23 protein-coding genes and 3 tRNA genes are annotated in these 26,464 nt (G+C 64.7%); 7 read left to right on the top strand and 19 right to left on the bottom strand.

The features are described from left to right. The 4 genes from ACK41X_RS13745 to ACK41X_RS13730 all read right to left on the bottom strand — a co-directional run. Positions 1-422, bottom strand: a 422-nt coding sequence (locus ACK41X_RS13745; protein ID WP_409724118.1) for an ArnT family glycosyltransferase, incomplete at its 3' end; no start/stop codon positions are given. Between the two features lie 45 nt (positions 423-467). Then, entirely contained in the window at positions 468-2,528 is a 2,061-nt protein-coding gene (pbpC, locus tag ACK41X_RS13740; protein ID WP_409724115.1) for a penicillin-binding protein 1C, read from the bottom strand. Beyond that, a complete protein-coding gene (locus ACK41X_RS13735; protein ID WP_409724113.1) occupies positions 2,525-7,759 on the bottom strand; it encodes an alpha-2-macroglobulin family protein in 5,235 nt (1,744 codons plus the stop codon). Before ACK41X_RS13735 ends, pbpC begins: the two co-directional genes overlap by 4 nt. Before the next feature lie 189 nt (positions 7,760-7,948). Continuing rightward, the gene (locus tag ACK41X_RS13730) at positions 7,949-9,004 is read right to left on the bottom strand and encodes a transporter (RefSeq protein WP_409724110.1); all 1,056 of its coding nucleotides are present in this window, start codon (positions 9,002-9,004) and stop codon (positions 7,949-7,951) included. 523 nt (positions 9,005-9,527) lie between these two features. Between ACK41X_RS13730 and ACK41X_RS13725 the strand changes: the two genes are divergently transcribed. Next, positions 9,528-9,604, top strand: a tRNA-Arg gene (locus tag ACK41X_RS13725). On the opposite strand, the gene ACK41X_RS13720 is transcribed toward ACK41X_RS13725, so the two are convergent. The 6 genes from ACK41X_RS13720 to ACK41X_RS13695 all read right to left on the bottom strand — a co-directional run bounded on the left by ACK41X_RS13720 (position 9,605) and on the right by ACK41X_RS13695 (position 12,695). Beyond that, positions 9,605-10,009: a RidA family protein gene (locus ACK41X_RS13720; protein ID WP_409724107.1), complete on the bottom strand. Its 405-nt coding sequence runs from the start codon at positions 10,007-10,009 to the stop codon at positions 9,605-9,607. A gap of 162 nt (positions 10,010-10,171) precedes the next feature. Continuing rightward, positions 10,172-10,477, bottom strand: coding sequence for an ETC complex I subunit (locus ACK41X_RS13715; protein WP_409724104.1), 306 nt, complete (start codon positions 10,475-10,477; stop codon positions 10,172-10,174). 37 nt (positions 10,478-10,514) lie between these two features. Then, positions 10,515-10,591 (bottom strand) — tRNA-Pro (locus ACK41X_RS13710). Positions 10,592-10,683: 92 nt separating this feature from the next. Continuing rightward, positions 10,684-11,163, bottom strand: coding sequence for a DUF192 domain-containing protein (locus ACK41X_RS13705; RefSeq protein WP_409724101.1), 480 nt, complete (start codon positions 11,161-11,163; stop codon positions 10,684-10,686). Between the two features lie 51 nt (positions 11,164-11,214). Further along, positions 11,215-11,823 carry a cold-shock protein gene (locus ACK41X_RS13700; protein WP_409724098.1) on the bottom strand — a complete coding sequence of 203 codons (609 nt, stop codon included), beginning with the start codon at positions 11,821-11,823 and terminating at the stop codon, positions 11,215-11,217. A gap of 155 nt (positions 11,824-11,978) precedes the next feature. Further along, positions 11,979-12,695, bottom strand: a complete 717-nt coding sequence (locus tag ACK41X_RS13695) for an SIR2 family NAD-dependent protein deacylase (RefSeq protein WP_409724095.1) — start codon at positions 12,693-12,695, stop codon at positions 11,979-11,981. Between the two features lie 207 nt (positions 12,696-12,902). On the opposite strand from ACK41X_RS13695, the gene ACK41X_RS13690 reads away from it, so the two are divergent. The 4 genes from ACK41X_RS13690 to ACK41X_RS13675 all read left to right on the top strand — a co-directional run bounded on the left by ACK41X_RS13690 (position 12,903) and on the right by ACK41X_RS13675 (position 15,403). Then, complete coding sequence (locus ACK41X_RS13690; protein WP_409724092.1) at positions 12,903-13,358, top strand: VOC family protein; 456 nt, start codon at positions 12,903-12,905, stop codon at positions 13,356-13,358. 182 nt (positions 13,359-13,540) lie between these two features. Then, a tRNA-Glu gene (locus tag ACK41X_RS13685) sits at positions 13,541-13,616 on the top strand. Between the two features lie 294 nt (positions 13,617-13,910). Then, positions 13,911-14,240, top strand: a complete 330-nt coding sequence (locus ACK41X_RS13680; protein WP_409724090.1) for a hypothetical protein — start codon at positions 13,911-13,913, stop codon at positions 14,238-14,240. A 143-nt stretch (positions 14,241-14,383) separates the two neighbouring features. Next, positions 14,384-15,403, top strand: coding sequence for an adenosine deaminase (locus tag ACK41X_RS13675; RefSeq protein ID WP_409724087.1), 1,020 nt, complete (start codon positions 14,384-14,386; stop codon positions 15,401-15,403). A 22-nt stretch (positions 15,404-15,425) separates the two neighbouring features. On the opposite strand, the gene ACK41X_RS13670 is transcribed toward ACK41X_RS13675, so the two are convergent. The 7 genes from ACK41X_RS13670 to ACK41X_RS13640 all read right to left on the bottom strand — a co-directional run bounded on the left by ACK41X_RS13670 (position 15,426) and on the right by ACK41X_RS13640 (position 21,182). Then, positions 15,426-15,845 (bottom strand): hypothetical protein, encoded by a 420-nt coding sequence (locus ACK41X_RS13670; protein WP_409724084.1) that lies wholly within the window; start codon positions 15,843-15,845, stop codon positions 15,426-15,428. A 124-nt stretch (positions 15,846-15,969) separates the two neighbouring features. Then, complete coding sequence (locus ACK41X_RS13665) at positions 15,970-16,698, bottom strand: phosphoadenylyl-sulfate reductase (RefSeq protein WP_409724081.1); 729 nt, start codon at positions 16,696-16,698, stop codon at positions 15,970-15,972. Continuing rightward, entirely contained in the window at positions 16,698-17,225 is a 528-nt protein-coding gene (locus ACK41X_RS13660; protein ID WP_409724078.1) for a DUF934 domain-containing protein, read from the bottom strand. The genes ACK41X_RS13665 and ACK41X_RS13660 overlap by 1 nt, the downstream gene beginning before the upstream one ends. Beyond that, positions 17,212-18,870, bottom strand: coding sequence for a nitrite/sulfite reductase (locus ACK41X_RS13655; protein WP_409724075.1), 1,659 nt, complete (start codon positions 18,868-18,870; stop codon positions 17,212-17,214). Before ACK41X_RS13655 ends, ACK41X_RS13660 begins: the two co-directional genes overlap by 14 nt. Before the next feature lie 3 nt (positions 18,871-18,873). Next, on the bottom strand, positions 18,874-19,191 hold the full coding sequence (locus tag ACK41X_RS13650; RefSeq protein ID WP_409724073.1) for a DUF2849 domain-containing protein: 318 nt from the start codon (positions 19,189-19,191) through the stop codon (positions 18,874-18,876). Beyond that, positions 19,188-20,579, bottom strand: coding sequence for a siroheme synthase CysG (gene cysG, locus ACK41X_RS13645; RefSeq protein WP_409724070.1), 1,392 nt, complete (start codon positions 20,577-20,579; stop codon positions 19,188-19,190). The genes ACK41X_RS13650 and cysG overlap by 4 nt, the downstream gene beginning before the upstream one ends. 246 nt (positions 20,580-20,825) lie before the next feature. Next, entirely contained in the window at positions 20,826-21,182 is a 357-nt protein-coding gene (locus tag ACK41X_RS13640; protein WP_409724067.1) for a dynamin, read from the bottom strand. Positions 21,183-21,892: 710 nt separating this feature from the next. Between ACK41X_RS13640 and ACK41X_RS13635 the strand changes: the two genes are divergently transcribed. Beyond that, positions 21,893-23,467: a M23 family peptidase gene (locus ACK41X_RS13635; protein ID WP_409724065.1), complete on the top strand. Its 1,575-nt coding sequence runs from the start codon at positions 21,893-21,895 to the stop codon at positions 23,465-23,467. Between the two features lie 42 nt (positions 23,468-23,509). Next, the gene (locus ACK41X_RS13630; protein ID WP_409724061.1) at positions 23,510-24,736 is read left to right on the top strand and encodes a lytic murein transglycosylase; all 1,227 of its coding nucleotides are present in this window, start codon (positions 23,510-23,512) and stop codon (positions 24,734-24,736) included. A 16-nt stretch (positions 24,737-24,752) separates the two neighbouring features. Here ACK41X_RS13630 and ACK41X_RS13625 read toward each other — a convergent pair whose 3' ends face one another. Both ACK41X_RS13625 and ACK41X_RS13620 read right to left on the bottom strand, forming a co-directional pair. Beyond that, a complete protein-coding gene (locus ACK41X_RS13625) occupies positions 24,753-25,745 on the bottom strand; it encodes an N-acetyltransferase family protein (protein WP_409724058.1) in 993 nt (330 codons plus the stop codon). Between the two features lie 163 nt (positions 25,746-25,908). Beyond that, positions 25,909-26,464: substrate binding domain-containing protein (locus ACK41X_RS13620; RefSeq protein ID WP_409724055.1), on the bottom strand; the 556-nt coding region annotated here is incomplete at its 5' end.

Here is a 26,464-nt window from a genome sequence, read left to right as displayed (position 1 = left end):
GCGACCCAGAATGTCGCGATCACCGCCCCGACCGCGCCGATCAGCGAGGGGATGCGGTAGACATAGATGCGGGTGTCCATGTCGCGCCGCGCCACGGTCTCCGCAGCCTTCAGCGCGGCCGCCTGCATCCAGTAAATGCCGACCGGCTTCTTGTAGCGAACCTCGTTCTGGAAGCGAATGTCGATAAAGTCGCCGCTATCGACCATCTGCTTGGTGGCCTGCGCAAAGCGCGCCTCGTCACGATCGATCGGCGGGATCCTCGACTGCCCCGGCAGAAATGCGAGCAGGGAAAAGATCAGAAGAATGACGATCGCGCGGGCGTCGGTCGCGCATGCATAATCGAGAATGCCGCCGAGCCCCCGTTGCCAGGTATCAATCGGTCCGCGCTTGGCGAAGCTCTCGTTGGTCCAGCCGCTTGTCATGCGGGCCGGACCATAGGGAAAAAGCCCTTGGCCGAAAAGCCAAGGTTACTGCAGCCGCACCATCACGCTGTCGGCTGTGCCTTTTCCGTCAACCACGGTCAGGCGCACGAAGCCTGGTCCCATTGGATCGAAGGACAGCATGCGGCCGGAGGCACGCTGCTGCGGCACGCCATTCACCAGGACCGTCAGCGGCTCGACGCCGCCTGCAATCTTGAGCGCCACCGGCTCCAGCCGGCCATCGGCCGTAGCGAGCTCGAGCCGCGCGCCGTTTGGCGGGAACATGATGCGCACACGGTTGCGTGGCCGCACGCCTTCGCCGTCGGCGCTGAAGCGCTGCAGCGGCAGCGGCAGCCGGCCATTCGCCGACAGGATCGCGCCCTTTGGCGCCGCCGCAAGCGGGGCCGGCAAATCGCCGGTGCGAGCGAACGCATCGAACAGAATCGGGGCCGCCGCCGTGCGGCCAAGGATGCCGGGAACCGGGGCGCCGTCAGGCCGTCCGACCCAGACCCCAATGGTGCGCCGGCCGTCGAAGCCGACCGCCCAGGCGTCGCGATAGCCATAGGAGGTGCCGGTCTTGAACGCGATGCGGTTGCGGGCGGCATTGTCCGGCGGCGGCGTACCGCTCAGCACATGGCCGACATACCAGGCCGCGACCCGGTCGAGCAGACGGCTCGGCGGCCGCGCCAGCGCTTTGTCGCTGCGCCGCTCGACCAGCGGCACCGTCATCCCCTGCCGGGCCAGGCCCGCATACAGCATGGTGAGATCGGTGAGCGTCACGCCGACGCCGCCAAGCCCCATGGCGAGGCCAGGCGCCTCGCCCTTCGGAAACACCATGCCCCCGCCCGCCTGGGACAGCCGCGCCGTAAGCCGGGCCACGCCGACCCGTTCCAGCAAGGCCACCGCCGGTACATTGAGCGACAATTGCAGCGCCCTGCGGACCGGCACCGTGCCCTGGAAGGTCGAATCGAAATTCTCCGGAGCGTAACTGCCATAGCGCGCCGGCCGGTCGTCGATCAGGGTTTCGGGATGGGCGAGACCGTCCTCAAAGGCCAGACCATAGATGAAGGGCTTGAGCGCCGAGCCCGGCGAGCGCAAAGCGCGGGTCAGATCGACCTGCCCGGCCCGCTCCTTGTCGAAAAAGTCCGGCGAGGCGACGCGGGCGAGAACTTCGCCGCTGGCGTGCTCGACCGCGACGATTGCGACCGCAACCTCCCTGCCGAATGTATCGGCGCGATCGCGCGCCAAAATTTCGAGCGCACGCTGCAGCCGCTCGTCGATTGTGAGTTCGATGCGCCGGCTGTCCGGCGCGGCAGCGACAGCCTGGTCTGCCGCATGGGGCGCCAGCGCCGGCATTGGCTTGCGCTGCGCCGGCACCGGATGGGCTTTCGCCGCAGCCACTTCGTCGGCGGGAATACCAGTAGCCTCCGCAACGCGATCGAGGACACGGGCACGTGCACGCCTGGCGCGGTCGATGTGGCGGTCGGGACGGCGGGCTTCCGGCGATTGCGGCAGCGCCACGAGGAGTGCGGCCTCCGCACGCGACAGCCGCTTCGGCTCCTTGCCGAAATAGGCCAGAGAGGCTGCGCGCACGCCTTCGAGATTGCCGCCATAGGGTGCGAGCGACAGATAGAGCGACAGTATCTCATCCTTGCTCAGCGCACGTTCGAGCGCAATCGCCCGCACCATCTGCCGGAGCTTTGCGCCAAGCGTGCGTTCACTGCGCGGCTCCAGCAGCCGTGCGACCTGCATGGTCAACGTGGACGCGCCCGAGACAATCTCGCGATGCGCGGCCCACTGCCAAGCAGCGCGCACGACCGCGACCGGATCGACGCCGCGATGCGAATAAAAGCGGCGGTCCTCATAGGCGATCAGCATGGCGAGATAGCGCGGATCGACGTCGGAGACTTCGGCTTTCAGCCGCCAGCGGCCGTCACCGGTGGCATAGGGGCGAAGCAGCCGCCCTTCCCGGCCAACCACTTCGATCGAATAGGGCAAGGCGGCCGGATCGGGCAGCGGCGGCAACGAACGGGCCCAAAATCCGGCAGCGAACGCGCCGCCGGCAAGAAGCGCCGCTCCCGACAACGCTATGGCGAGGCTGCGCCTCATCGCGCCGCGGTCACCTCGACCTTGCCGGTTGCGGTCCGCCCGAACCGGTCGGGACGGTACATGTCCTCGACAAAGGCCTGTGGATGGGCGTAGCTGCCGGGCGCTACCGCGAGCACCACATAGGCCACGGTGAAGATTGCCGGGTCCTTGGCGTTGCGGTTAAACGCAGCGGTGAAGCGATCGTCGCGGAACTCGGCATGCTCGGGCGTCTTGGCGAGTTCGATCCAGCTGAGCGTGCCGGTATCGCCCGACGACACCAGCCGCGGATTGTCGATCTCGAAACCGGCCGGCAGATAATCGGCGACCAGGATCCTGCCGAATTGCGGCTGGCCTTCGGTGATCTTCAGAACCACCGCGTAGCGCTCGTTCTGCTTTGCCTGCGCGATGTCGACGGGCGTGCCATTGAGCGTGAAGTAGTTGCGCTCGATCTTGAAGCCGTTCTCCGCAGCAGGCTCCGCCACCAGCGGCGCGCCGGTGACCGACACCACGGCCTGCAGCGTCTCCTCCCCGCCATTGCCGATCCGCAGCGGCGTCGCACGCAGCTGCGCGGCATCGGCACTGCGGTAGAACGCGCCGCGATGCGCCGATCCGTTCACCGTCATCACAACGCCTGCGGCATCGCGTGCGATGGCGCGGGCGGCGAGCACCAGCCACGCATTCTCCTGCGTCGAGGTATAGGCCGAGAGCTGCCGCGCGGCCTCCACCCGCGAGATCGCCGCCGACACCGTCTGGCGCGGCGCGTTGCTTTCCGAGGCCAGCGTCACCAGCGCCGCTGAATCGCGCAAGGCCGAGCCATAATCCTGCCGACCGAATTCCAGCTTCGGCTGCGGCGCAATCGCATCGAGCGCGGCCTGATAGACCCGGTCCGCACGCGCCTTGTCGCCGAGCAGGCCGAGCGCGGCCGCGATCTGCGCCTTCGCGATCGGGGTTGCGATCGCATTCAGCTTGGTGTCGGCAATGTAGCGCAGGTCGCCGACCGGCGCCGTACCGTTGCGCGCCAGTACGTACAGCGCGTAAGCGAGTTCGCGTCCGCCGTCCTTCGAGGGCTCCGGCGCAATCGCGATGTTGTTGCGCAGCCGCTCCAGCGCGAGCCTGAAGGCCGCATCGGGCACGGCAAAGCCGCGCTCGCGCGCCCGCGTCAGAAAGTCGGTGACATAGGCATCGAGCCACGGATCGTCGCCGCCGACCGACCACAGACCGAACGAGCCGTTCGAGCCCTGGCGCGCCAGTATACGATCGATCAAGTCGCGGATGCGCTGATCCGCATCGGTGTCGAGCGCAAGCTGCGAAGCGGCCGCAAGATCGTTGACGTAGAGGAGCGGCAGCGCGCGGCTGGCGATCTGCTCGGTGCAGCCGAAAGGATAGCGGTCGAGTGCTTTCAGGATCGCCGCCGCATCGAGCGCGGTCGAGGGTCCGACCGAGATCGCGACATTGCCGGTGCCCGGCACGAGATCGGCGACGAGATCGTCCGACAGCGTGATGCTTTCGCCCTTGGCGATCTGGCGCACGGTACGGCGGGTCATGAACTGGTTCGCCGGCCGCACATTGAGCGTGTAGTCGCGCGCGAGCGTGAAGCCGCCGGGACCGTCGACATTGACGGAAATGATGGCGGCGCCGGCCGCCGTCACCGCCAGCGGGAACGACAAGGACCGCCGCTCCTTGACGCGCAGCGCCACGGTCTGCGCCTGCTTCGACCCGCCACCGGCCGGAACCTGTGCCGCCACGGTGACAGCATAGTCGCCGGCCGCACCCTCGACATTGTCGATGTCGAGATGCAGCGTGGACTTGTCGCCGGTATTGAGGAAGCGCGGCAAAGTCGCCGTGACCACGACCGGATCGCGCACGATCACGTCACCGCTGGCATGGCCGACACGGCCGGCGCTCCAGCCGACCGCCATCACCCGAATCGTGCCTGCAAAAGCCGGGATGTCGAAAGAGACCTCTGCCGTCCCGTCCGCCTTGACCTGCACGATGCCGGAATACAAGGCGAGCGGCTTCTGGGCCGGCGGCGAGCCTTCCATGGCGGGGCCGCCGTTGTCGCCGCCGGTGCGGATCGCGCCACGGCTGCCCTGCATGCCATCGATCAACTGCCCATAGAGGTCGCGCATCTCGGCGGCGAGACGGCGCTGGCCGAGGAAATAGTCGCCCGGCGCCGGCGGCTGGTAATTGGTCAGATTGAGAATACCGACATCGACCGCGGCGACGACGATCCGCGCATCCTCGCCGCGGCCGAGTCCACTGAGCTTCACCGGCACCCGCAGCGCCCCATTCGGCCGCATCACCTGCGGCAGCGTCATCTCCATGCCGAGCGCGCGCGACGCCTTGTCGACCGCAAACCATTGCACGCCGACGGCGCGGCCGGGCATGCGCTTGGCCGCGGTATCGAGCGGCCGCCGCAGCGTCGCCACCACATACGCGCCGTTGCCCCAATCCTTGCCGACCGGAATCTCGATCCGGTTCAGGCCGGTCTTGGCCTCGGCCGACACCGTCGCCAGCATGCGGTCGCCGACCACATTGAGGGTGACGCGGCCGTCGCTGCGCGCGGTCACCGCAACCGTCATCGTGTCGCCGGCGCGGTATTCCGGCTTGTCGAGCGCGATCTCCAGAAGGTCGGGCGTATCGGAGCCGGCCTCGGCATAGAAGCCGGCATCAAACGAGACTTGCGTGATGGCGCCGTCGCTATCGGTGACGTCGAGGCGGTAGCGGCCCCAGGTAACAGGCAGCGACAGCCGCGCCGGCGCACCCTCTGCCGAAACATCTATCGCCCCGTCGGCGATCCGCCGTGATGACTTGACCGGCTCGAAATTCCAGTAGCCATGCTGGCGGTACCATTGATAGCGGGTCTCGATACGCGAAAGCTCATAGCGCAGCCCGTTCTTTGCGATCCGCCTGCCCTCGGAGTCGACCATGATGACATCGAACCCGGCATTGTCGCGTTCACCGAGCGAGCGGCCGTTGAACAGCGGACGCACGCCGACCATGTCCGCGGAGGGTGTCACCGGCAACGTCAGCTTGCGCTCCACCGCACGGCCGCCGGATTCGGCAAGCCGGATCGCAATCCGCGCTTCGAGCAATCGCTCGGTGGTCGGCACGGCGTCGAGCGGGACCGCGAACGAAGCCTTGCCGTCCTCGTCGGTGGTCCCGAGTTCGTCGAGGGGCTGCTGCTCGGCCTCCAACGGCTCCTCGGTGCCGAAACGGTAGCCGGGAAATCCGGGCCGCTCCTTTGCCGCGCTGACGAGAATTTCGCCTTCGATCACGAGATTGGCGGCGGGCGCGCCATAGAGAAAGCGGCCGTTCAGGGTGATCTCGGCCGGCGCGTCCGGCGAGATTTTCCCGGCCGGCGCGGCGATGTCGAATTCAAGCCGGTCCGGCACATAATCCTCGACGAGAAACGCAGCCTCGCCGATGGCAGGGCGCTTGGGATCGGCAAAGGCCTTCACCCGCCAGGTGCCGGTCGAGGCGGTCGGGGCGATCGGCAGCGACAGCGAACGGCCGCCAAGGCCGTCGTCCTTTGTCACGATGCGCCGGTATTCGACCCCATCGGGACGCTCGACCACGATGGTGAGCGGCACGCCGGTCTGCGCGACCGACGCCGCATTGCGCAGCAGCGCGGTGATGTGCACGGTCTCGCCGGTGCGATAGACGCCGCGCTCGGTATAGACGAAGGCGTCGAGCCCTTCCGGCGCCTTGCGACCGGCGACGCCGCGATCCGACAGATCGAAGGCCGGCGCTTTCAGATTGAGGAAGGCATAGTCCGCATCCGCTGCCGCCACGATCAGCGCTGGCGACAGACCGCCCTCGCCGCGCGTCAGATCGCGCTCAAACCGCACCTGCCCGTTAACGTCGCTGCGGCGGATCGCCAGCACCTCGTTGCTGCGCGAGAGCAGCCGCACCTCAAGACCGGCGACCGGCGCGGTGGATGCGAGCGAATGAACCGAGGCATGAATGCCGTCGTGACCAGAAAAAGCGGCGAGGCCGAGATCGGAGACGATGAACCATTGCGTCGCCAGCGACGAGAATTCGTCACCCGGATCGGCATCCTTGGGCGCTGCCACCATTACATAGACGCCCGGCTTCAGTTCGCCGAGCGCCTGGTCGATCGGAAACGCGGTCGTGACCTCGTTATTCAGCGAGTATTCGAGCGCCAGTTCGCCGGTCCAGACCTGCTGGCCGCGTTCGTCGCGCAATTGCTCGGCGTCATAGCGCGAGAGCGCGCGCTGGAAATCGCTGCCGAGCACGGTGACGATCAGATTACGGTCGCCGACCCGGTAGATGTCGACCTTGGCGACCTTGCTGTTGACGGAGACCAGCGGGATGCCCTGCTGGCCGGTGCGCGGCAGCACATAGGACCTGCCGGTGAAGCGCACCTGCGGACGGCGGTCGCGGATATAGACTGTGAAATCGGCCGCGCGCGCCAGGGGCTCCGCAGTGGACGGCAATCCGGCACGCAGCGTGACGGTGTAGCGTTTTCCGTGCTTGAGGCCCTCGACGCAGAGCTGCTTCTCGGCGGCGGTGATCGCCGGGCGGTCGATCCCGGACACGGCGACAAAGGGCGAAAAGTCGGTGCGCCTGCCCGGCAGCGTTTCGGAGAACTGGAAACAGGCGCGCGGCGACGCGGCATCGGCATCGACGGTGTAGTCAAGCAGCCGGAAACCGTGTTCCTCACGCAGCTGCTCATATTGGGCGCGGATCGCAGCCACCTCGCGCAATTCGAGCGCGTTACGCAGTGCATCGAGCGCCGGCCGCCACACCCGCCGCTCGGCGAAGGAATTGCCGATGATCTGCAGGGCCTCCGCCTGCTCCGCCGGATTGTCCGAGCGCTCATAGGCGATATAGCCCGCGGTAGCGGAGCGCTCGAGCAGCAGCGTGCGCTCGCGCGCGTTCGCCGGGCGAATCTGCGCGACGCTGCGCGCCAGACGCAGCCAGCTCGTGGCGTCGTCCGGTTCGACGGACACGATCTGCCCGAGCAATTGCAGGCCGGTGCGGAAATCGTTCTTCTTGAACGCCTCGTCCATCTCGCGGCGCAGCTGGACCACGGGCTTGGTCACCTGTCCCGCATCCGCCTTGATCTGCGCCTCGAGACGCACCGCCGCCTCGTCGAGATCGGCGCGCGAGAACGGCCTTTCGGCATTCTGGGTTTGTGCCAGAGCTGGCCGGATATCGGACACTGAGAGGGCGCAGACGAAACCAAGCAGCGCGGCAAACAGGTCGGCGCGGGTGAGCGCGAACATGGGCGAAATCCTCCTCCCCGGGCGGCCGAGACATCGGCGCCGGGACCGACATTAGGTCAGCGGCAAAAGGTGTCGAGGTCGTGACCTATATACCGCGTCAACCGTTCCGCCGATCACAAGCGCGAAACCGGCGGCAAGGCCGGGCCGCGCATCGCTCCCGTGTCTGTGGATTACCGGCCGCCCCCTGTCTCATTTTAGCGCCACGCGCGGGCTGGCCGATGCCGCGGGCGGCTTTGTCTGCGGCGAAATCGCGAATGTCACCCAGGCATTCCAGCCGTCCGGCCGGTCGCGCGCATTGGATTCGAAATAGGCTTTGAAGTTCAGAAAGCCCTGCATCTCGCCGACCGGAAAGATGAAGCCCATTTGCGGACCGATGCCGAGCACGCGCGACTTGACCGGACCGAGGAACGGCGCCGATCCGGAATCGGCCGTGAACTGATCGTAATAATAGCCGACGGCTCCGACGAAGAACGACTTTGACAGAAACTGCGCCGCGGCGGCGTCGATGTGATAGTCCTGCCCGTTGCGATAATCGGTGTCGGAATTTCTGAAATTGCAGGTGGTCCCGGCGACCACCGAAACTTCATGCCCCTTCGCCGGATCGAAATAGGTGTAGCCGAAACCGCCATCGATCGCGCTGTGGCCAATACCGAGATTGGCGAGACGCTTCGAATCGTAGCTGCCGACCGGAATATTGGTCATCCCGTAGATCATCCAGTTGTGCACGCCGCTGTTCCACTTCAGCGTCGCCTGCGGAAACAGATCGGCGAAACCGGACACTGAATCGCTGATCTGGCCCTGACGCGTTGCGGTCAGCGGCCCGACCGAAGCGGTGAGCTGGCCATCGAGCGTCGCACGATTACGACCGGGAATGATCGCCATGTTGACGCCGAGCTGTCCTCCGAAAACCGGCGTCTCGAAAATGTAGCCCGGCACCAGAAGCAGGAGATCGGCGCGTGCCTTCAGGTCGAGGTCGAGATTCACCTTCACATTGAGGTTGCGGTTCAGCCGCCCGATTTCGACCTGCTTGGCCGCTGCGACATCGCCGCTGGCACCAACCGAGGTGTGATAATAGACCGTCGCAAAATTGAATCCGGGTGTCCCCGGCACGGCGGCAAGACTGCCGAACTGGCCCGGCAGCCAGAAGCTGACCCCGCCCTGATCAGCGGATGCCGGCCCGGCAAACGCCGCCAAAGTCACACTCAGCGCCGTTGCGAAACGGCTGCGCCGCCAAATGCCGTCCACTGTAATCCCCCAGCGTTCCGATTCCAGTCCCGGACTCTCGCACCGGCGCGTCACCGCCGGAAGTCATCCGCGCTTATTTCTGCTCGAATGGAAAGACGATCTTACAGTCGGGCTTGATCGGGATCACCGGCCGGCCCCATTTCGGCGCCTTCTGCAGCCCGTTTTCGAACGTGCCGATCCGGGACTTGCGGTGACGCGGTGAACTGGCGCTCCTTCCGGATAATGCGGTCCGGTCCGTGCGAAACGTGCCGCCTCGACGCGGACCATATCGCGCACAGGGTCGTCGGCGCCCACCGGTCTCCCTGTTTCGGGGATATCCGCGATGATGCGATCTCCGAAGCCGTCGCCGCCCCACTTGCCCCGGCGGCACCATAGGGCAGCACGGCGTCCGGCTCGCTATGCAGAACCCCCGAATCGTCTGCCCCCTCCCGGCCGCGTTTGAAGGCAGCTCCGAACGCAGCTATATGGGCGCTTGCTCCGGACCGCCGGTCTCCGGCCACCGTGCCCGGGGCTGGCGCTCAAAGGCCCCGTAGCTCAACTGGATAGAGCATCGGATTTCTAATCCGACGGCTGGAGGTTCGAGCCCTCCCGGGGTCGCCATTATTCGGGCAGGATCGCAATCCCCTCGATCTCGAACATCGCGCCGTCGCGCGCGAATTTGGAGATTTCGACCGTGGTCGAGGCCGGCGGCGCGGCCATATTGAGATAGGTGTCCCGCACCTCGCGGAACGTCGACAGATGGGACATGTCGGTGAGGTAGTTGTTGATCTTGACCAGATCGCCGAAGCCCGCACCGACCGCAGCGAGCGCGAGCTTCAGATTCTCGAAAGCCTGGATCGCCTGCGCACGGAAATCGCCCGGCGCGCCGACGACATTGCCGTCGGTATCGAGCCCGAGCTGACCCGCAATATAGACGATACGGCCCGGGCCCTTGATCTCGACCACATGGCTGTAGCCCGGCGGCTTCGACAAGGTCGGCGGGTTGAGAAAATGGGGCTTGGGCATCGGACGTCCTCCCGGCGGTCGTTACGTTTCTGCCGGCAAGTATGCGCAGGCGCAGGGCACAACGCAAACGCGGGAGCCGAGTGCCGGACCAGATGCCAAACGCGACATGATGAAGGAAAACGATCAAAGATTGACGGATCCGCTAACGGACCGCTTCAGCCGTCAGTGGGTCCACTGGCCGCGGCGCTGAGATGCGAAATTGTCGGCATAGGCGATGATGCGCCGCGCCGGCTCCTTGGGTTCGAACACCTGGTAGGGGATGCCCTCACGCTCGCAATAGGCGATCGCTTGCTCGGAAGTTGCAAAGCGTAGCCGCACCTGACTTTTCATGTCGGTCGAGGAGGTCCAGCCCATCAGCGGCTCGACCACGCGCGGCGCTTCCGGCTCAAATTCCAGAATCCAGTCTCTGGTCTTGGCGGTGCCGGATTGCATCGCAGTCCGGGCGGGCTTGTAGATGCGTGCGGTCATGCGGATCGTCAATCCTCAGTTTTACCGGCGGAGCGGTTGGTCGGGGCAGCAGGATTTGAACCTGCGACCCTCTGCTCCCAAAGCAGATGCGCTACCAGGCTGCGCTATGCCCCGATCCGGCCGGTTGGAGCGATGAATAAGGACTTTGCCGCGCCGCCGCAAGCGCGCCGCGACAGCGCGGGCGGGCCCAGGATCGGCAGGTCCTCTTACTTGTCCGAGAACAGGGGGTGGGCGACCTTGTCGCCCGGCTTGATGCCGAGCTTTTTCGCCGTGCCGCCGATGACTTCGAGCACACCCCTCACGGGGCCACCGGAGGGAATCGTCTTTTCCGACAGCGGCACCGTATTTTCCGCGATCCGCCGGATGGTGCCGTCACCATTGATGAACAGCATGTCGAGCGGGATATAGGTGTTGCGCATCCACATCGAGACATGCTGGTCCGGCTTGAAGTCGAACAGCATGCCCCTGCCCTCCGGCAGTTCCTTGCGGAACATCAGGCCTTTCGCCCGCTCCTCGTCGGTGCGTGCGACCTCAACCGTGAAGACATGGACGCCGCTCGCGGTAACGATCTCCAGCATCTCCTCGGCGGCGCGAACCGGCGCCGCCTGGGCCAGCATACCGAGCAACGCGGCGAGCGCAGCGATCCGGTGAAGCTCGAAAAAATAGGTCGGAGAAGATAAACCCATCGCTCATTGCCTGTCGCGGACCGGCCCGCGAACTGACGCGGCGAAGTCCGGCTAGTGGGAGGCGGGTCCGTGCGAACCACCGTCGGGCTGCACTTCGGCAGCCATCAGGCCTTTGGGCCCGGGTCCGAAACGCACCAGCACAGTCTGTCCCGGACGCAGCTCGGTCATCCCGTAGCGGCGCAGGGTTTCCATGTGGACGAAAATATCCGCGGTTCCCTCGCCGCGGGTCAGGAAGCCGAACCCGCGCAGCCGATTGAACCATTTGACGATGGCGCGCTCAAGACCGGAGGTCGGCGTCACCGTGACGTGGGTGCGCGGCGGCGGCAGCTGCGCGGGATGGATTGCGGTGCTCTCGTCCATCGAAAGAATGCGAAAGGCCTGCATGCCCTTCGGCCGGGCCAGCGCCTCACACACCACGCGTGCACCTTCATACGCCGTCTGATAGCCGTCGCGGCGCAGACAGGTGACATGCAACAGCACGTCGGGAGATCCATCGTCTGGAATGATGAAGCCGAAACCCTTCGACACATCGAACCACTTGATGGTCCCAGAAACCTCGACCAGGGTGCCGCTGGATTCGTCCGCGACCCCCGCATGACGATCTGGCCCCAGACCGTAACCCGCACCGGACACTTTTGGCCCCATTTCACCCGACGCCATGACCGCCGCGCCGCCGCTTCCATTAAGCGTCTCTTCCGGACGCTTGAAACGAATCTCTTACACTCAAGACTAACACTGGCGGATGTTTGTAAAAGCGGAAAATGCAAGCGGGGCAAGTTTAACTTGCGCCCTGTGCAAAAGTTGCTTGACACGAATCAGTGAGCAATCAGCGGCGACAACACATCGCCAATATCGTTGCGAATGACAAGATCGGCGATTTCATCGAACTCGGTCGCCTCCCGGTTGATGATCACGAGCCGCGCGCCATTTTTCCTGGCATGCAACGGAAAAGCGGCCGCAGGCCATACCACGAGCGACGAACCGATGGCGAGAAACAGATCGCAATCCTCGGCCCACGCTTTTGCGCGCAACATGGCGTCCTCAGGCATGGCCTGGCCGAACGAGACTGTCGCCGTCTTGATAGGGCCGCCGCAATCGCAATCCGGCGCACGGCCCCCGGTCTCCTCAAAGCGTTTCCGAATAAAGGCAAGTTCGTAGCGCTTGGCACAATCCAGGCAGGTGGCAAAAGTCGTATTGCCGTGAAGTTCAATCACGGCTTCGTGCGGCATGCCCGCCGCCTGATGCAGATTGTCAATATTCTGCGTAATGACCCCGGGCGATTTGCCGGCGCGGTAAAGCGACGCCAGCGCCAAATGGCCACGCGTCGGCTTGGCCTTACAGAAATAGTCTTCCATCGCAAAGCGCCTGCGCCATGATTCGTCGCGCATCTCGCGGCTCGAAAGAAAAAGGTCGAACGGGATGGGCTGTGTCGTCGTCCACAAGCCGCCCGGAGACCTGAAATCCGGAATGCCGCTCTCGGTGGAAATGCCCGCGCCGGTAAATGGCACGACGCGTTCGGCGTCATCCAGCATGCCGCGCAAGGCCGCCGTTGCCGCCGCAAGATCGGGCACGATCGGGTTTCGCATGGTCACCTATCCAACGCAAAGTCAGATCTGCAGCGCAAACATCCGCTCGCAAATATCGCGTCGCGCCAGCCGCAGCGCAACCGCTTGACCTTGGCTTTGCATGGACTAGCTGATATCGGCATCCGAACCCACGCGACGCTCAGGAACCGGACCATGCGTTATCTTCACACCATGCTGCGCGTGCGCGATCTCGAGGCCGCGCTCGACTTCTACTGCAATAAGCTCGGCCTGAAGGAATCGTTTCGCCGGGAAGATCCCAAAGGCCGCTACACTCTCGTGTTCCTGATGGCGCCCGGCGACGAGGCTGCGGTCGAGCAGTCGCGGGGGGTTGGCCGGCCAGGGCCTCTGATAGAGCTCACCTATAATTGGGACACCGAGGACTACGGCGAGGCGCGCCATTTCGGGCATCTCGCCTTCGAGGTCGACGATATTTACCAGACCTGCGAGCGGCTGATGAAGGCGGGCGTCACCATAAATCGGCCGCCGCGCGACGGCCAAATGGCGTTCGTGCGAGCGCCGGATCGCCAGTCGGTCGAGCTTTTGCAGAAGGGCGATGCCTTGCCTCCGAAGGAACCCTGGGCCTCGATGCCCAATTCCGGTCATTGGTGAGCCAAGGCCCGGGCAGCGGCGCAGAGTCAAACAACGCTGTCCGAAACGAACCACTGCCGGCCGGATTTGCATATTCGGTCCGGCCGATCCGGGGCGAGGCGGATTTCGTCGAATCGCCGCGTTCCCGCCTTGCCTCCCCGGCAATCCATCTCTATACAACGGCCCGGCCTGTCGGCCGGTCAGCGCCCATCGTCTAGCGGTCTAGGACGTCGCCCTTTCACGGCGAAAACAGGGGTTCGAGTCCCCTTGGGCGCGCCAATCCCGGCGCAATCGCTTACACCGAACGGAACTTCGTTCGATCAGGCGCTCCCGAACGACTTGCAGTACAACTGACGAACGCCAATATCATTCGTTGAGAGACGGTTGAGGGCGGCGCTTCTGATTACGCTGGCCGCAAACCGAATAGCTTTGAGCCGGAAGAGCAAAAGCCCGGTTAGGCTTGCTTGCACGCCACAACCCGGCAGGCGGCAGAATGCGCGGCTGACCATGTCGCTGTGGCGCCGACGGCGTGAATGCCTCTGGAGCAGATACGAGCGGAGCGAGGCAGCAAAGATGGCGCGCTTCACAGTCCGGACCGAGGACGCGGCCAAGCTTTTCATGTGCGCAATGCTGGGCGGTTACACGCTGCCGGACGCCGGCGCTCAGGGCTTACGAACAGATCACAAGGTCGAATGCCATCTGTTTCGCAAGAAGGCAGACGGTACATGGTTCGTGGGCGGGCAAACGACGGTCGAATTCGGCTCGACGCGGATCACTTTGCCGCCGGGCGAAGTGGCCCGCGGGGACTTCCCGTTCGGCGTGACCGACCTGCACGCCATCCTGCTCAACGCCTGCGGCGGCACCAAAACACCGCCCGGACCGCGCCAACCAGCGTCTGATTAGCTAGAACGCGGGCCTCCTCCGGACGATGAACCAGCCCTAAAAATTTGCGCCCCGGTAACGTCCCGCCTGTACAGTTCGGGTCCGGCTGTCGCACGACGCATTGAACCGCTGTCGGACGACGATCCGGAAACAGGAGCACGCAGATGCCCGCCACCCCCGACGCGCTGATCAAGAGCTTGCCGAAATGCGAGCTCCACATCCACATCGAAGGCAGCCTCGAGCCCGAGATGATGTTCGCGCTGGCGCGAAGGAATAACATCGCCCTGCCCTATAACTCGGTCGAGGACATCCACGCGGCCTACCGGTTCAACAACCTGCAGGATTTTCTCAACGTCTATTATCAGGGCATGTCGGTCCTGATCACCGAGCAGGATTTCTACGATCTCGCTTTCGCTTATCTGAAGCGCGCGCAGACCGACAATGTCCGCCATGTCGAGATGTTCTTCGATCCGCAGGGCCACACCAGCCGCGGCGTCGCCTTCGAAACCGTCATCGACGGCCTGTCGCGAGCGGTCGCCGATGCGCGAACCGCCTTCGGCATTTCGGCGAGCCTGATCATGTGCTTCCTGCGCGATCTCGACGAGGACAGCGCACTCAAGACCCTCGATGCCGCGCTGCCATTCCGCGACCGCATCATGGGCGTCGGGCTTGACTCCGCCGAGCGCGGCAATCCGCCCAGCAAGTTTGCCCGTGTTTACGCGCGGGCCCGCGACGAGGGCTTCTTTCTGACCGCCCATGCCGGCGAGGAAGGCCCGGCGAGCTATGTCTGGGAGGCGCTCGACATTCTCGGCGTGATGCGGGTCGATCACGGCAATCATGCCCTGGACGACGCGGCGCTGGTCGGCCGGCTGGCGCGCGAACAGATGGCGCTGACAATATGTCCGCTCTCGAACCTGCGGCTTCGGGTGATCGACGATCTGAACCATCATCCACTCAGGCGGATGATGGACAAGGGGCTGATGGTCACCGTCAATTCGGACGATCCGGCGTATTTCGGCGGCTATGTGAACCAGAATTACCGCGCCATCTCGGATGCGCTCTCGCTCACGCGCGAGGAGATCGTGGCCGTCGTGCGCAATGGCTTCAATGCCTCGGTCATGAATGGCGACGAAAAGGCGAAAGCGCTCGCCGAGGTGGATCGCGTCTTGGCCGGGCTGACGTGAAGCCTCGCCGCGGCGGCGGCGCTCATAGACCCCTGCGGGCGCCGATGACCGTGCAGCCAATGCCCTTGGCGTCGGAACTGACGAATCCGAGCGGGATATCCCTGATCATCTTTTCGGCGCGCGGCTGGATGACCTGGTAGACCCCCTGCGCATGTTCTTCTACGGCTCCGCTCGCATCCCGGAACCGGCAGCTGATCCGGTCGACACGGACTGCATACGCGTTATTGTTTCGCACTATTACGTCGGCAGAGGTGGTCAGCCCAAATCCCTCGCGCCGCCACGCCACGTTAACCACCGGCATTGCCGGGCGCGGATCGGACGCGACCAACGGCACCGAGGCAGGAACGGTCCCCGTCACCACAGCAGACTCGCGGTCGGTAAGGGCAAGATAGCCGCCCGCACCGATCAGAACGGCGCCGGCCAGAATCGTCGATACCTTCATGACGCGAACCGTTGACGCAACACGACGCCAGCCTTTGAGCCAGCTCGACCGACAAATTAGCGAAAAAATTTTAATCAACCTCTAAGCGGGCATCCGGCGTTTGCCCTGCCTGAAGCCGCGCCGGTCAGCAGCCGCAGCCCGCGCCCGCGGGCAGACCGATGCGGTGGATGCCGCATTCGGAGCGGCCAGTATTGCGCCAGCGCCCCGCCCGAGGCGCTTCGCCCGGACGGGTGCGGCTGGTGCAGGGCATGCAGCCGACCGAGGAAAAGCCCATCTTTTCCAGCGGATGGCGCGGCAGTCCTGCTGTTTCGAAGACTGCCGCGATGTCATTTTGCGACAGCGCCGCGAGGGGATTGAACTTCAGCAATTGCCCGTCCGTCTCGGCATGCGCGATCGCAGCGCGGGCGCCGCCCTGAAAGCGCTTTCGGCCGTTCATCCAGCCGTCGAAACCGCCGAGCGCATCCGACAGCGGACGGACTTTGCGGATATGACAGCAGCTCTCGGTATCGCGCAGCCACAGATCGCGATGAGGATCGCGCCGCTCCAGCAATTCGATCTGCGGCTTGAGGGAGCGCACGTCGGTCAGCCCGAAAAAGTCGACCAGCCGATCACGATAATCCAGCGTCTCCTCGAACAGCATGCCGGTATCGAGAAACAGGACAGGAAGGCCCGGATCGACATCGGCGACGAACTTCAAGAGCACGGCGGATTCAGTGCCGAACGACGAGACCACGGCGAGCCGTCCAGCCGGCACCGCCTCCATCGCCTTTTCGATGACGGCTGCGGGAGACGCCGACGCCAGCGCCTCGTTCAGGCGCGCGACGCGGGCGTGCAGGGTTTCCGGGACGGTCATCAGGCAAGCTCTGTTATGCCGGCACGAGGCCTGGAAGCAATAAACAGACGCCGACGCAATGCTCCGGGTGTCCCGTCCGCAGCAGGCTGATAGAATACGTTGTAACGCTGCAACACCTCGCAGAAGGCCTTCGCGTCTTCGGGTTTCCTGACCTCGAAGGCGTCGAAGCCGGCGCGGTGCAGGAACAGGAATTGGTCGCGCAGCACGTCTCCGGTCGCGCGGAGTTCGCCGGTAAAGCCGAGCCGCTCCCGCAACGTCCGCGCCTGGCTATAGGCACGGCCGTCCTTGAAAGTCGGAAACACCAGCGCGATCATCGCGAGACGGTCGAGCCAGGGAGCCAGTTCGGCGACGTCGCGATCATTCGGCCAGATCACCCCGGTCGGCCCCGCCCGCCCGGCAGCCTCCTCCGCGCGCGCCATGAACTGCGTCGCAGTCAGGAGGACCGCGCCCTCGGGCGGCAGCGGCGCATCGTCCTCGACGCGAAGAAAGGGGTCTTCGACCGTTTCGCCATTTCTAATGAGCGGCATAGACACGTTCCTTGAAAGGTTCGACTCCAATCCTTCGGACCGTGTCGATGAACAATTCGTCCGGCTGGGCGCGCAGCTCGACATAGGCCGCGACCACATCCTCAATCACATCGGCAACCTGCTCGTAGGGCACTGCAGGGCCCAGCAATTCACCAAGTTCCGCATTCTCGTCAGCGCGGCCGCCGAGCGTAATCTGGTAGAATTCCTCGCCGTTCTTCTCGACACCCAGAATGCCGATATGGCCGACGTGATGGTGGCCGCAGGCATTGATGCAGCCGGAGATGTTGATGTGCAGACGACCGATATTGCGCGCCGACTGGATGTTGCAAAATCGCCGGCTCAACTCCTGCGCCACCGGAATGGCTCGGGCATTGGCGAGGCTGCAATAGTCGAGACCGGGGCATGCAATAATGTCGGAGACCAGCCCGACATTCGGCGTCGCAAGCCCGATCGCATTGAGGGCCTGCCACAATGCATGCAGATCGCGCTGGCGCACATGCGGCAGGACCAGATTCTGCTCGTGCCCGACCCGGATTTCGGCCTCCGAATAGCGGTCGGCAAGATCGGCAATGACATCCATCTGGTCAGCCGTGGCGTCCCCTGGTGGCGCGCCCGCGGGCTTTAGAGATAGCGTGACGATGGCGTAGCCCGGCGCCTTGTGCGGCGCGACCGCGTTCCTGTACCAGGCGTCGAACCCCTGATCGGCGGTCCGCTCAGCCTGAAGCAGCGCGATCTCGTCGCGCAAATCCTCGTAGACCGGATAGCGGAAGCGCGCGGCGATATCGGCGATGATGGCGTCGTCAAGAGCGAGCGCGCTGTCCCGGATCGCGCGCCACTCCTCCTCAACCGCGGCGGCGAACTTATCTGCGCCGAGTTCATGGACCAGGATCTTGATGCGCGCCTTGTAGATATTGTCGCGCCGTCCGTAGAGATTGTAGACGCGCAGGATCGCCTCGATATAGCTGAGTAGATCGCGCTTGTGCACGAACCGCTTGATCGTCTTGCCGATGAACGGCGTGCGGCCGAGCCCGCCGCCGACCACGACCTCGAAACCCGCCTCACCCGCATCGTTCCTGTGAAGCCGAAGCCCAATGTCATGCACGCGGATCGCCGCACGATCGTGCTTTGCCGCCGTGATTGCGATCTTGAACTTACGCGGCAGGAACGAGAATTCCGGATGCATGGTCGAATGCTGCCGCAGGATTTCGGCATAAACCCGCGGATCCTCGATCTCGTCGGGCGCAACCCCCGCCCATTGGTCGCTGGTGACGTTGCGAATGCAATTGCCGCTGGTCTGCATGGCGTGCAGATGCGTCTGCGCCAGCACCTCCAGAACCTCCGGCATCTCCTCCAACTTGATCCAGTTGAACTGGATATTCTGACGTGTGGTGAAGTGGCCGTAGCCGCGGTCGTAGCGCCGCGCGACATGCGCGAGCGTCCGCATCTGTTCCGACGACAGCGACCCATAGGGAATCGCAACCCGCAGCATATAGGCGTGAAGCTGCAGATAGACTCCGTTCATCAGCCGCAGCGGCTTGAACTCGTCCTCCGTCAGCGCACCCGAGAGCCGGCGCTCGACCTGATCGCGGAATTCGGCGACCCGTTCGGCGACCACGGCGCGGTCAAATTCGTCGTAAACGTACATAGCCTATGCCGCCTCGCTGCCCGGCAACGCAAAAGTCGGCCCCGCCACGCGGATGCGTTCGCGCAAATTGCCCGGCCTGATGTCGCCGCCATCGAGCAGCACGGGCGCCACATAGGCCCCGACCGCCTCGATATCGCTTGCATTGGCGTCCTTGAGGAGGCGCGTCGCCTCGTCTGCCGTCGTCGTCACCACCGCATCGCGCAGGGCGGTCGACCAGCCGCGCTCCGCGGTGCGATAGACCACTACGCCATCGGTCAGACGGTTGGCCGTGATCACCACCGGCCCCTTCACTTTAAGCTTCTGCTGTTGCGGCGCGGTCATTCTGCGGCCTCCAGGTGTCCGACCGCCTCTTTCCAGGCGCGCGAATGCGCGACGACGTCGCCGACGACGATCAGCGCCGGCCCCTGGCCTGCAGCAGCGGCAAGTGCAGGCAAGTGCGACAGCGTGCCGGTGATGGCGTGGGAATCCGGCCGGGTTCCACGAGCCAGTACCGCGACCGGCGTCCGCGGGTCGCGTCCGGCCGCAACGAGGCCGTCCCGCACAGCCGAAGCCGTCGTCAGGCCCATATAGACCGCGACGGTGGTGGCGCGATCGGTCAGACCGGACCAATCGATCTTTTCCGCACCCTCCGCAGTATTGGCGGTCACGATCGAGAGCCGCGTTGCTTCCTTTCGGAAGGTCAGCGGTAAACCGGCTTCCGCCGCGCAGCCCAGCGCCGCAGTGATGCCGGGCACAACCGTGACCGCGATGCCTTCTTCTTCGAGCGCTTCGCGCTCCTCGCCGCCGCGCCCGAAGATGAAGGGATCGCCGCCCTTCAGCCGCACAACCTTGCGGCCCGCCTTCGCTTCGGCAACAAGACGGCGATTGATCGCCTCCTGCCCAATGCCGGGCTGACCCTTGCGCTTGCCGACATGGACGATCTCGGCATCCCGCCGCACCCGCGAGAGGATGTCCGGCGAAACCAGATCGTCGGTGAAGACGATGTCCGCCGATTGCAGCGCATGAAGGGCCTTCAAAGTCAAAAGGTCGGGATCTCCCGGCCCAGCGCCGACGATCTGAACATGGCCCTGCTTTGGCGCATCGAGTCCCGCCCGCTCGATCGCGAGGATCAGCGCCGCCTCCGCCCTGGCGCTGCGCCCGGCGAGAAACAATGTGCCGATCGGTCCGTCAATCACCCGCTCCCAGAATTGCCGGGTCGAGAATCCACGATGGCGCAGGGCATGCAGACGGTCCCGATAGCGGCCCATCAAGGCGGCAAATTCGCCGATCCGTTCGGGAAGAAGCTGTTCGATCGTCTCGCGCAAGCGCCGTGCGAGCACCGGTGACGCGCCGCCGGTGCCGATCGCGACCACGACGTCGCCGCGGTCCACGATCGACGGAAAGATGAAAGTCGAAAGATCGGGTCGGTCGACGATATTGACCGGCACATTCATGGCGCGGGACCGCGCTGCAAGTTCTTCGTCGATGTCCCTGCCGGCGGATGCAACGAGCGCGACCGCGCCGAGAAAGTCATCCGCGCCCGGCAGCCCGATGCGCAGTTCGACGTCTTTGGCGTAGGCATTGTTCGCATCATCGCGTGACAGCACGTGCCAGCGGATCGCAGCACCGGCAGCCTGCAGAATGCGAAGCTTGGCGCGGGCTTCGGCTCCCGCGCCGACGAGGATGACCGGGCCCTTGGACAGATCGAAAAACAGCGGCAGGTAACGCATCGCAGCTCCATTCGCGCTTGTGCCAGGCACGCGCGGCCCCCTCTGTATGGCACCGCGGCTGCGAAATGTGCTGCCGAAGTTGGTTGCAAGGCTGGAAAATACCCCTCCGCAGAACGCGCCGGAGAGAAGAGATATTTCGAATTGGAGCAACACTGAGCTGCAGCCTCGGAATCGAAAAGCCCCGGCGCAAGCCGGGGCTCTCGAAACATTTCAGCGCTAACAAATCGTGCTGTACCCGAGCCGCGCTTACTGATTGGAGGGCGGCGTTGCCGGAGGCGGCGTCATGCGCTCGGCCGGCGTTGCATCGGGACCTGGGGCAGCATTCGGCGCGGGAGCCGGCGTGACATCCGCCGGGGGCGGATTGACCGCGGCCGGGGGTGGCGAAGCCTGACCCGTCGTTGCCGGCGGCTCCGTCGCAGTACCGGCGGTTCGGTCGCTGCCGCTGCCCATGAAGCTCAGCGCCACGAGCAGCACCACGAGCGCCGCTACGCCCCCTATGACCCAACCGTAGTTGAAGCCTCCGGTTGTCGCTGCGCCCTCATAGGCCGTCGGACGGCCGGCGGGGCGTTTGGGATCCAATCGGTTAGGATCGTAGTCGGACATTTTACTTCTCCTTCGTGACGATGTTTTCAACGCGCACGTGTCGACAATGGCCCGCCTCCATGGTGGTTCCGCCTGCGATGCCCCGATGCCGGCAGACACGCACACGACGGCGGCCACGCTAGAATCAGCGCACCTGGAACTTCTGTGAAATCCGCACGTTGTCGGGCCGCCAAGTCATGCCGTAGCGCGCCAACGTCATGCACGATTGCGGCGGGATCGCTGAGGTGATGTTTTCATGGAGATTTCGGATGATCAGGTTGATGCTCGGGGCAGCCGCAATGCTTGCCGCGATTCATGTCGCGTCTGCAGAAGAACTGAAAGGACGCGGTGACGCCAACAAGGATTTGACGACTTGTCCGCCGTCGAGTGCCGGCCAAACCACCGGTTCGGCGTCCCAGGACGCGATGGCCGTCGAGAAGAGCGCCATCCTTCCATCCGCGGAAGGTCACGAGAATTCCGCCGCACCGACCGTTCAGCGCAATGGGGAGGCGGTCGAAGCGCGCACGGATTGTCCGCAGGACGCAACGCAGCCAAAGCCGAATGGATGATTTTCCGCAACAGACGCTGACTTTTTCGACACATGTTGTTTGAGATTTTCGGCCGCGAATCCGGACGACGGATTCGCGGTCTTTTTGACGCGCCGCACGAGATTTCGGTTTCTTCTGGACAGCCAAGCCGGTTAGATCGCTTCGCAACCGGAGTGACGCTGCGTGCGAACCCTTGGCGTACTTGCCTTTATCATCGTGCTGACAGGGCTGGCGCGGAGCGACGACACGTGGCCGGCGCCGCGCACGCTCTCCTACACGGCCGATTGGTCCGCGGCGCGCGATGCGCTTGCGCCGGTGCCACAACAAAACAATGCGGACGATCCGCTCTCTGTCGCGGCGTCGATCGCGGCGATGCGTTTTCCGGGGATCGCGCGAAGTCCGGTGCCGGTGCTGTTGCCATTTGCCGTTGACAAAATTCCCTGCGACCAACCGGGTGATTGCAAGACGCCGACGGGCAGCTTGCTGTCGGGATTTTCTGCGACGGAATTCTTCCAGGTCGGACCCACCGGATACGACGCGACCTTCACCCTGCGCATGCAGGACGCTCCGGGCCTGTCGGGCATCGCTTACAGATATCCTGTCGTGGTGCAGATTTCCGGCTTCAACCTGCTTTACGACTTGCCGCAGCCGAAGGGAGCCGTCGAGCAGCCGGTATCCGCCGACATTGCAACCGAATTCCCCGGCATCCGGCGGCAGATCCTCGAACATACGCTGCGCTACAGCTTCGAGCGGTTCGGCATACCCTATGTGGTCTCGATCCAGTGCTTCGACGGGCCGCAGCGCCGCAACCGTCTTGCCTGCCGCAATGCCGACCGCATCGCGCAGAGATTTCTCGGCGCGCTCCGCGTTGCCGGCGGCAACCCATCGGTCTCTGCCACAGTTTCGCCGCCAGCCGCAGCAGAACGACCCGCACCGCAATCGGATGCATTCCGGTATCACCCGGTCGGCAAGCTGATTGCCGGCTCAGGCATGCGCGCGGCCGCAGGCGTCGCCGACCCCACGGTCTATGCGCGTATCCGTTTTCCTGCGGCCGAGGCGCCGGCTTATGTCAACACACAGGCGTTCCGGCGTCGCGGCGGCCTCGTCATCGCCTGGGCCCCTGCCGACGAAGCCGATGGTACCGGCTCCAAGCCAGAACCCGCAAAATACATCTGGCGTGACAATTTCTGCGAGCGGCGCGACTTTGCCGTCGGGCAATGTCCGTCCGGGCGCGGCCATCAGGGCCAGGATATCCTCGGCGTCTCCTGCACGCCGGGTCCGCGCAAGCGCGACTGCCCGGCCAATCGCGACGCGGTGGTGGCCGCACGCGCGGGCATGATCCTGCGCGAGCCCTGGCACGATTCCTTCTTTCTCGTCACCAATGCGCCCGGCGAACGTATGCGCTTTCGCCATCTGCACATGCATCCGCAGCATCTGGATGCGGGCGGCATCGTCAGCGGCCGTATCGTCAGGGAAGGCGAGCCGCTCGGCACCATCAGCAATTTTAGCCGCCGCCCGGGCATGACCACAACGCATCTGCATTTCGAATTGCAGGTGCCGACCCGCGACGGCTATGTGCGGGTCAATCCTTACATGACGCTGGTGGCCGCCTACGAGCATTTGATCGGCGCACGCGGGGTGGAGATTGCCGGATCCGGCGCGTCCGCATCGAACACAGAAGGTGCGCCGGCCGCGACAAAAAGCCGGAGCAAGCAGCGCACCCGCTATGCAAAATCCCAAAGCCGCAAGCGTCGCTGAGCGGCCCGATTGCCGCCAAGGTCGCATCCGATAGGATTGGCTATGTTTCGCTTTGACGATTCGCGGCTGCACCGGCGGCACATCCTGCGCGGGGGGCTCGCCTCCGCTGCCGCGCTCGTTCTGCCCGGCGAACTTCAGGCGCAGAAAGCCGAACAGCCGTTCGAACAATGGGTCGCAGCGTTCCGGCCGAAGGCGCTGGCCCGCGGCATTTCGGGTGCGACCTATGACCGGGTGATGACCGGACTGAAGCCGGATATGGGCGTGTTCGCCCTGCAGCGCTCGCAGCCCGAATTTAAGGAACAGCTCTGGCAATATCTCAACCGACGGGTCTCCGAATGGCGCATCGTCACCGGACGCGAGCGCGCCAGACAATATTCAGGCCTGTTCGACAGGCTTGAAGCCGATTTCGGCGTATCGCGTGTCACCCTGCTCGGCCTCTGGGGCATGGAAACCGCCTATGGCGATCCGGTGGTGTTTCAAAATCACATGCGGCCGGTCTTTCCGTGTCTGGCTGCGCTGGCCTGGGACGAACCGCGGCGGCGCAATTATTGGGAAACCGAGCTGATCAACGCGCTGCGCATCGTCGAGCGCGGCTGGAGCACGCCGTCGGAGATGCGCGGATCTTGGGCCGGCGCGATGGGGCACACCCAGTGGATGCCCGAAGTCTGGCTGAACATCGGCGCGGATTATGACGGCGACGGCCGCGTCAATCCGTTCGGCCGCCCCGACGACGCACTGGCCGGCACCTGCCGCTATCTGATCCAGCGCGGCAACTACCGCCGTGGCGAGCCCTGGGGCTATGAGGTCAAGGGACCCGCGCCGTCGGGCACGCACAGTTATGCGGAATGGCAGAAGGCCGGTATCGTGCGCGCCGACGGCAAGCCTTACGCAATGCCTCAGGCGCGCGCGCAGGGCTGGGTGCCGGTCGCAGGCGGTCCGCAGTTCCTGATCGGCGCCAATTTCAACGCTGTCAAAAGCTACAATCCGTCGATGAACTACGCGCTCGCCATCTGTCATCTTGGCGACTGCGTGATGGGCGCCGGCCCGTTCGTACAGGCCTTCCCGAACAGCGAACGCGCGCCGACGCTGGCGGAAGTGCAGGAAATCCAGCAAAGACTGACTGCCCTGGGCTTCGATACCGGCGGCACCGACGGCCGCGTCGGCCTGCAAACCATGCGCGCGGTGGCGAATTTCCAGCGCAAGATCAACATGAAGCCAGATGGCTATGCCGGAGTGACGCTGCTGGCACGGTTGCGGCGGGCGAGCTAGCAGCCAAGGCGCATCATCACACCTGCGCCGTTGCCCTCCGATCACGCTCGACGAAAGCGACCAGTTCTTTCGCCTGGTCGGTGAAGAGCTGGAGCTTTCCGGTGTCGAGCGGTTCGTCGAGCCGCTGAAGCAGAAACAGGTCGTCTCCGTCCGCAAAGCCGGGTGCAAGACCGCAGAAGAAAAAACCAAGCGCGCGCGCGGCATTCGTCAGATGCGGAACGCCCGGATCGCCGACCGGAGCGGCAAGCTGCACCGAACTGGCCCCTGCCCCGCGCATATCGCGCAGCGACTGCTCAACCGCAGAGGCGCAGTCCCGGCCGATTTGCGCGAACCGGATGGTTCCATAGCCGCGATCGTTGACCTTGGCCGACATGCGCGATTGCGGGGACGCCGGGGCCGAAACGTCAGCGACCGATACCGGCACACCGAGACGCGCATAGATATCGAGCATCACATCACGGTACGGCGCCGGCGCCTCGATCTTGCGCGCGGCGGGCGGCTGCACGAAGCGGAAGGTGCGAAGATAGCTCTGCCGCTGCCCGGCGGTTGGACAGGCGATGTCCTTCGGCCGGAAGCTTTCCGGATTGACGCCGAGCAGAACGGCGCAGACGGGCATGCCGGCCCGCTCGTCGTTGCGCTGGGAAAAGGTATGGATGGTGAGCGGCTCGGCATAGATGCCGTGCAGGCCGCGCCTGGGCGCTTCGACGGACAGCCGCTCCGTCATCTGTTCCAGGAGATGATGTCCCCGATAGGCCGGCAACACGACGGCCTCCCCACGTTCGGCCACCAGCGAGCCCGGCTCGCGTTCCAGCGCAAGGTGGCCGATCACTGCGCCATCGTCGTCGCGCGCCACCACCGGAATTACTTCGCCGCTTTCGACCTTGGCCCAGTAGCGATCGGGGCAAAAAACCTCGGCATGAACATAGCGGTCGCCATAGACTTCCGTGAAGCAGCGGGCGATGGCCGGCGCATCGCCCTGCTTGGGCAGATCGATGCGGGCGTCGGGCATCGCGTGCGTTTCTGCGTTCGGGAGAGCTGACAATTGCATGGTGCTGGCCCGGATTAGCCGTCACGTAAGGGCGCGATTAATCTAGCAGGTAACGATTGAGATTCGATTACCTGCGCAGCAATACAACGCCAATCTGCTGAGAATGCATCGGGCTTGGGGGGCGCTAACGCAGATTTGCCGCCGTCTGCATCCGCGTCGATGTGAGATTGCTGCCGCGCGCCGTGATCCAGTCGGTCAGGAAGGCGGTGAAAGCCCTCACCTTCAGTGGGGTCTCCGGCGCGCGCGGATAGACCGCGATCAGCGGGCGCGCCGCAACGTGATGGCGCGGAAACAGCGTCACCAGCGTGCCTGTAGCCAGATCATCGGCGACGACGTAACGCGGCAGCAATACGGCGCCAAGACCCGCAACCGCGGCCTTGCGCAGGGCGAGCGCCGAATTCGAGGTGAAGGTGCCCGCGATCTTGACGGTCACCGGACCACGCGGGCCCTCGAACCTCCAGACGCGGTCGTTGGGCAACGCGCTTTCATGCACCATACAGGGAAAGCGCGCCAGGTCAGCGGGCGCACTCGGGCGCCCCTCCCGGATCAACACGGACGGCGCGACACAAACCACCCAGTCCATCGCGGCGATCGGCGTTTCGGCAAGCGAAGCATTGCGCGGCGATGAGAATTGCAGCGCAAGATCGAAGCCGCGTTTGCCGAAATCCGTCGGTTGAAAC

It is taken from the genome of Pseudorhodoplanes sp. (assembly GCF_046289595.1).
In the GTDB taxonomy this organism is placed as follows: Bacteria; Pseudomonadota; Alphaproteobacteria; order Rhizobiales; family Xanthobacteraceae; genus Pseudorhodoplanes.
The sequence above is the reverse complement of the archived record's forward strand: the minus strand, read 5'-3'. Positions and strand labels throughout refer to the sequence as shown.

What these genes read in the sequence shown, in the direction of transcription:
- pbpC (WP_409724115.1), bottom strand. Translation starts at nt 2,528, where the DNA reads ATGAGGCGCAGCCTCGCCATAGCGTTGTCGGGAGCGGCGCTTCTTGCC.
- ACK41X_RS13735 (WP_409724113.1), bottom strand. Translation starts at nt 7,759, where the DNA reads ATGTTCGCGCTCACCCGCGCCGACCTGTTTGCCGCGCTGCTTGGTTTC.
- ACK41X_RS13720 (WP_409724107.1), bottom strand. Translation starts at nt 10,009, where the DNA reads ATGCCCAAGCCCCATTTTCTCAACCCGCCGACCTTGTCGAAGCCGCCG.
- ACK41X_RS13715 (WP_409724104.1), bottom strand. Translation starts at nt 10,477, where the DNA reads ATGACCGCACGCATCTACAAGCCCGCCCGGACTGCGATGCAATCCGGC.
- ACK41X_RS13705 (WP_409724101.1), bottom strand. Translation starts at nt 11,163, where the DNA reads ATGGGTTTATCTTCTCCGACCTATTTTTTCGAGCTTCACCGGATCGCT.
- ACK41X_RS13700 (WP_409724098.1), bottom strand. Translation starts at nt 11,823, where the DNA reads ATGGCGTCGGGTGAAATGGGGCCAAAAGTGTCCGGTGCGGGTTACGGT.
- ACK41X_RS13695 (WP_409724095.1), bottom strand. Translation starts at nt 12,695, where the DNA reads ATGCTGGATGACGCCGAACGCGTCGTGCCATTTACCGGCGCGGGCATT.
- ACK41X_RS13690 (WP_409724092.1), top strand. Translation starts at nt 12,903, where the DNA reads ATGCGTTATCTTCACACCATGCTGCGCGTGCGCGATCTCGAGGCCGCG.
- ACK41X_RS13680 (WP_409724090.1), top strand. Translation starts at nt 13,911, where the DNA reads ATGGCGCGCTTCACAGTCCGGACCGAGGACGCGGCCAAGCTTTTCATG.
- ACK41X_RS13675 (WP_409724087.1), top strand. Translation starts at nt 14,384, where the DNA reads ATGCCCGCCACCCCCGACGCGCTGATCAAGAGCTTGCCGAAATGCGAG.
- ACK41X_RS13670 (WP_409724084.1), bottom strand. Translation starts at nt 15,845, where the DNA reads ATGAAGGTATCGACGATTCTGGCCGGCGCCGTTCTGATCGGTGCGGGC.
- ACK41X_RS13665 (WP_409724081.1), bottom strand. Translation starts at nt 16,698, where the DNA reads ATGACCGTCCCGGAAACCCTGCACGCCCGCGTCGCGCGCCTGAACGAG.
- ACK41X_RS13660 (WP_409724078.1), bottom strand. Translation starts at nt 17,225, where the DNA reads ATGCCGCTCATTAGAAATGGCGAAACGGTCGAAGACCCCTTTCTTCGC.
- ACK41X_RS13655 (WP_409724075.1), bottom strand. Translation starts at nt 18,870, where the DNA reads ATGTACGTTTACGACGAATTTGACCGCGCCGTGGTCGCCGAACGGGTC.
- ACK41X_RS13650 (WP_409724073.1), bottom strand. Translation starts at nt 19,191, where the DNA reads ATGACCGCGCCGCAACAGCAGAAGCTTAAAGTGAAGGGGCCGGTGGTG.
- cysG (WP_409724070.1), bottom strand. Translation starts at nt 20,579, where the DNA reads ATGCGTTACCTGCCGCTGTTTTTCGATCTGTCCAAGGGCCCGGTCATC.
- ACK41X_RS13640 (WP_409724067.1), bottom strand. Translation starts at nt 21,182, where the DNA reads ATGTCCGACTACGATCCTAACCGATTGGATCCCAAACGCCCCGCCGGC.
- ACK41X_RS13630 (WP_409724061.1), top strand. Translation starts at nt 23,510, where the DNA reads ATGTTTCGCTTTGACGATTCGCGGCTGCACCGGCGGCACATCCTGCGC.
- ACK41X_RS13625 (WP_409724058.1), bottom strand. Translation starts at nt 25,745, where the DNA reads ATGCCCGACGCCCGCATCGATCTGCCCAAGCAGGGCGATGCGCCGGCC.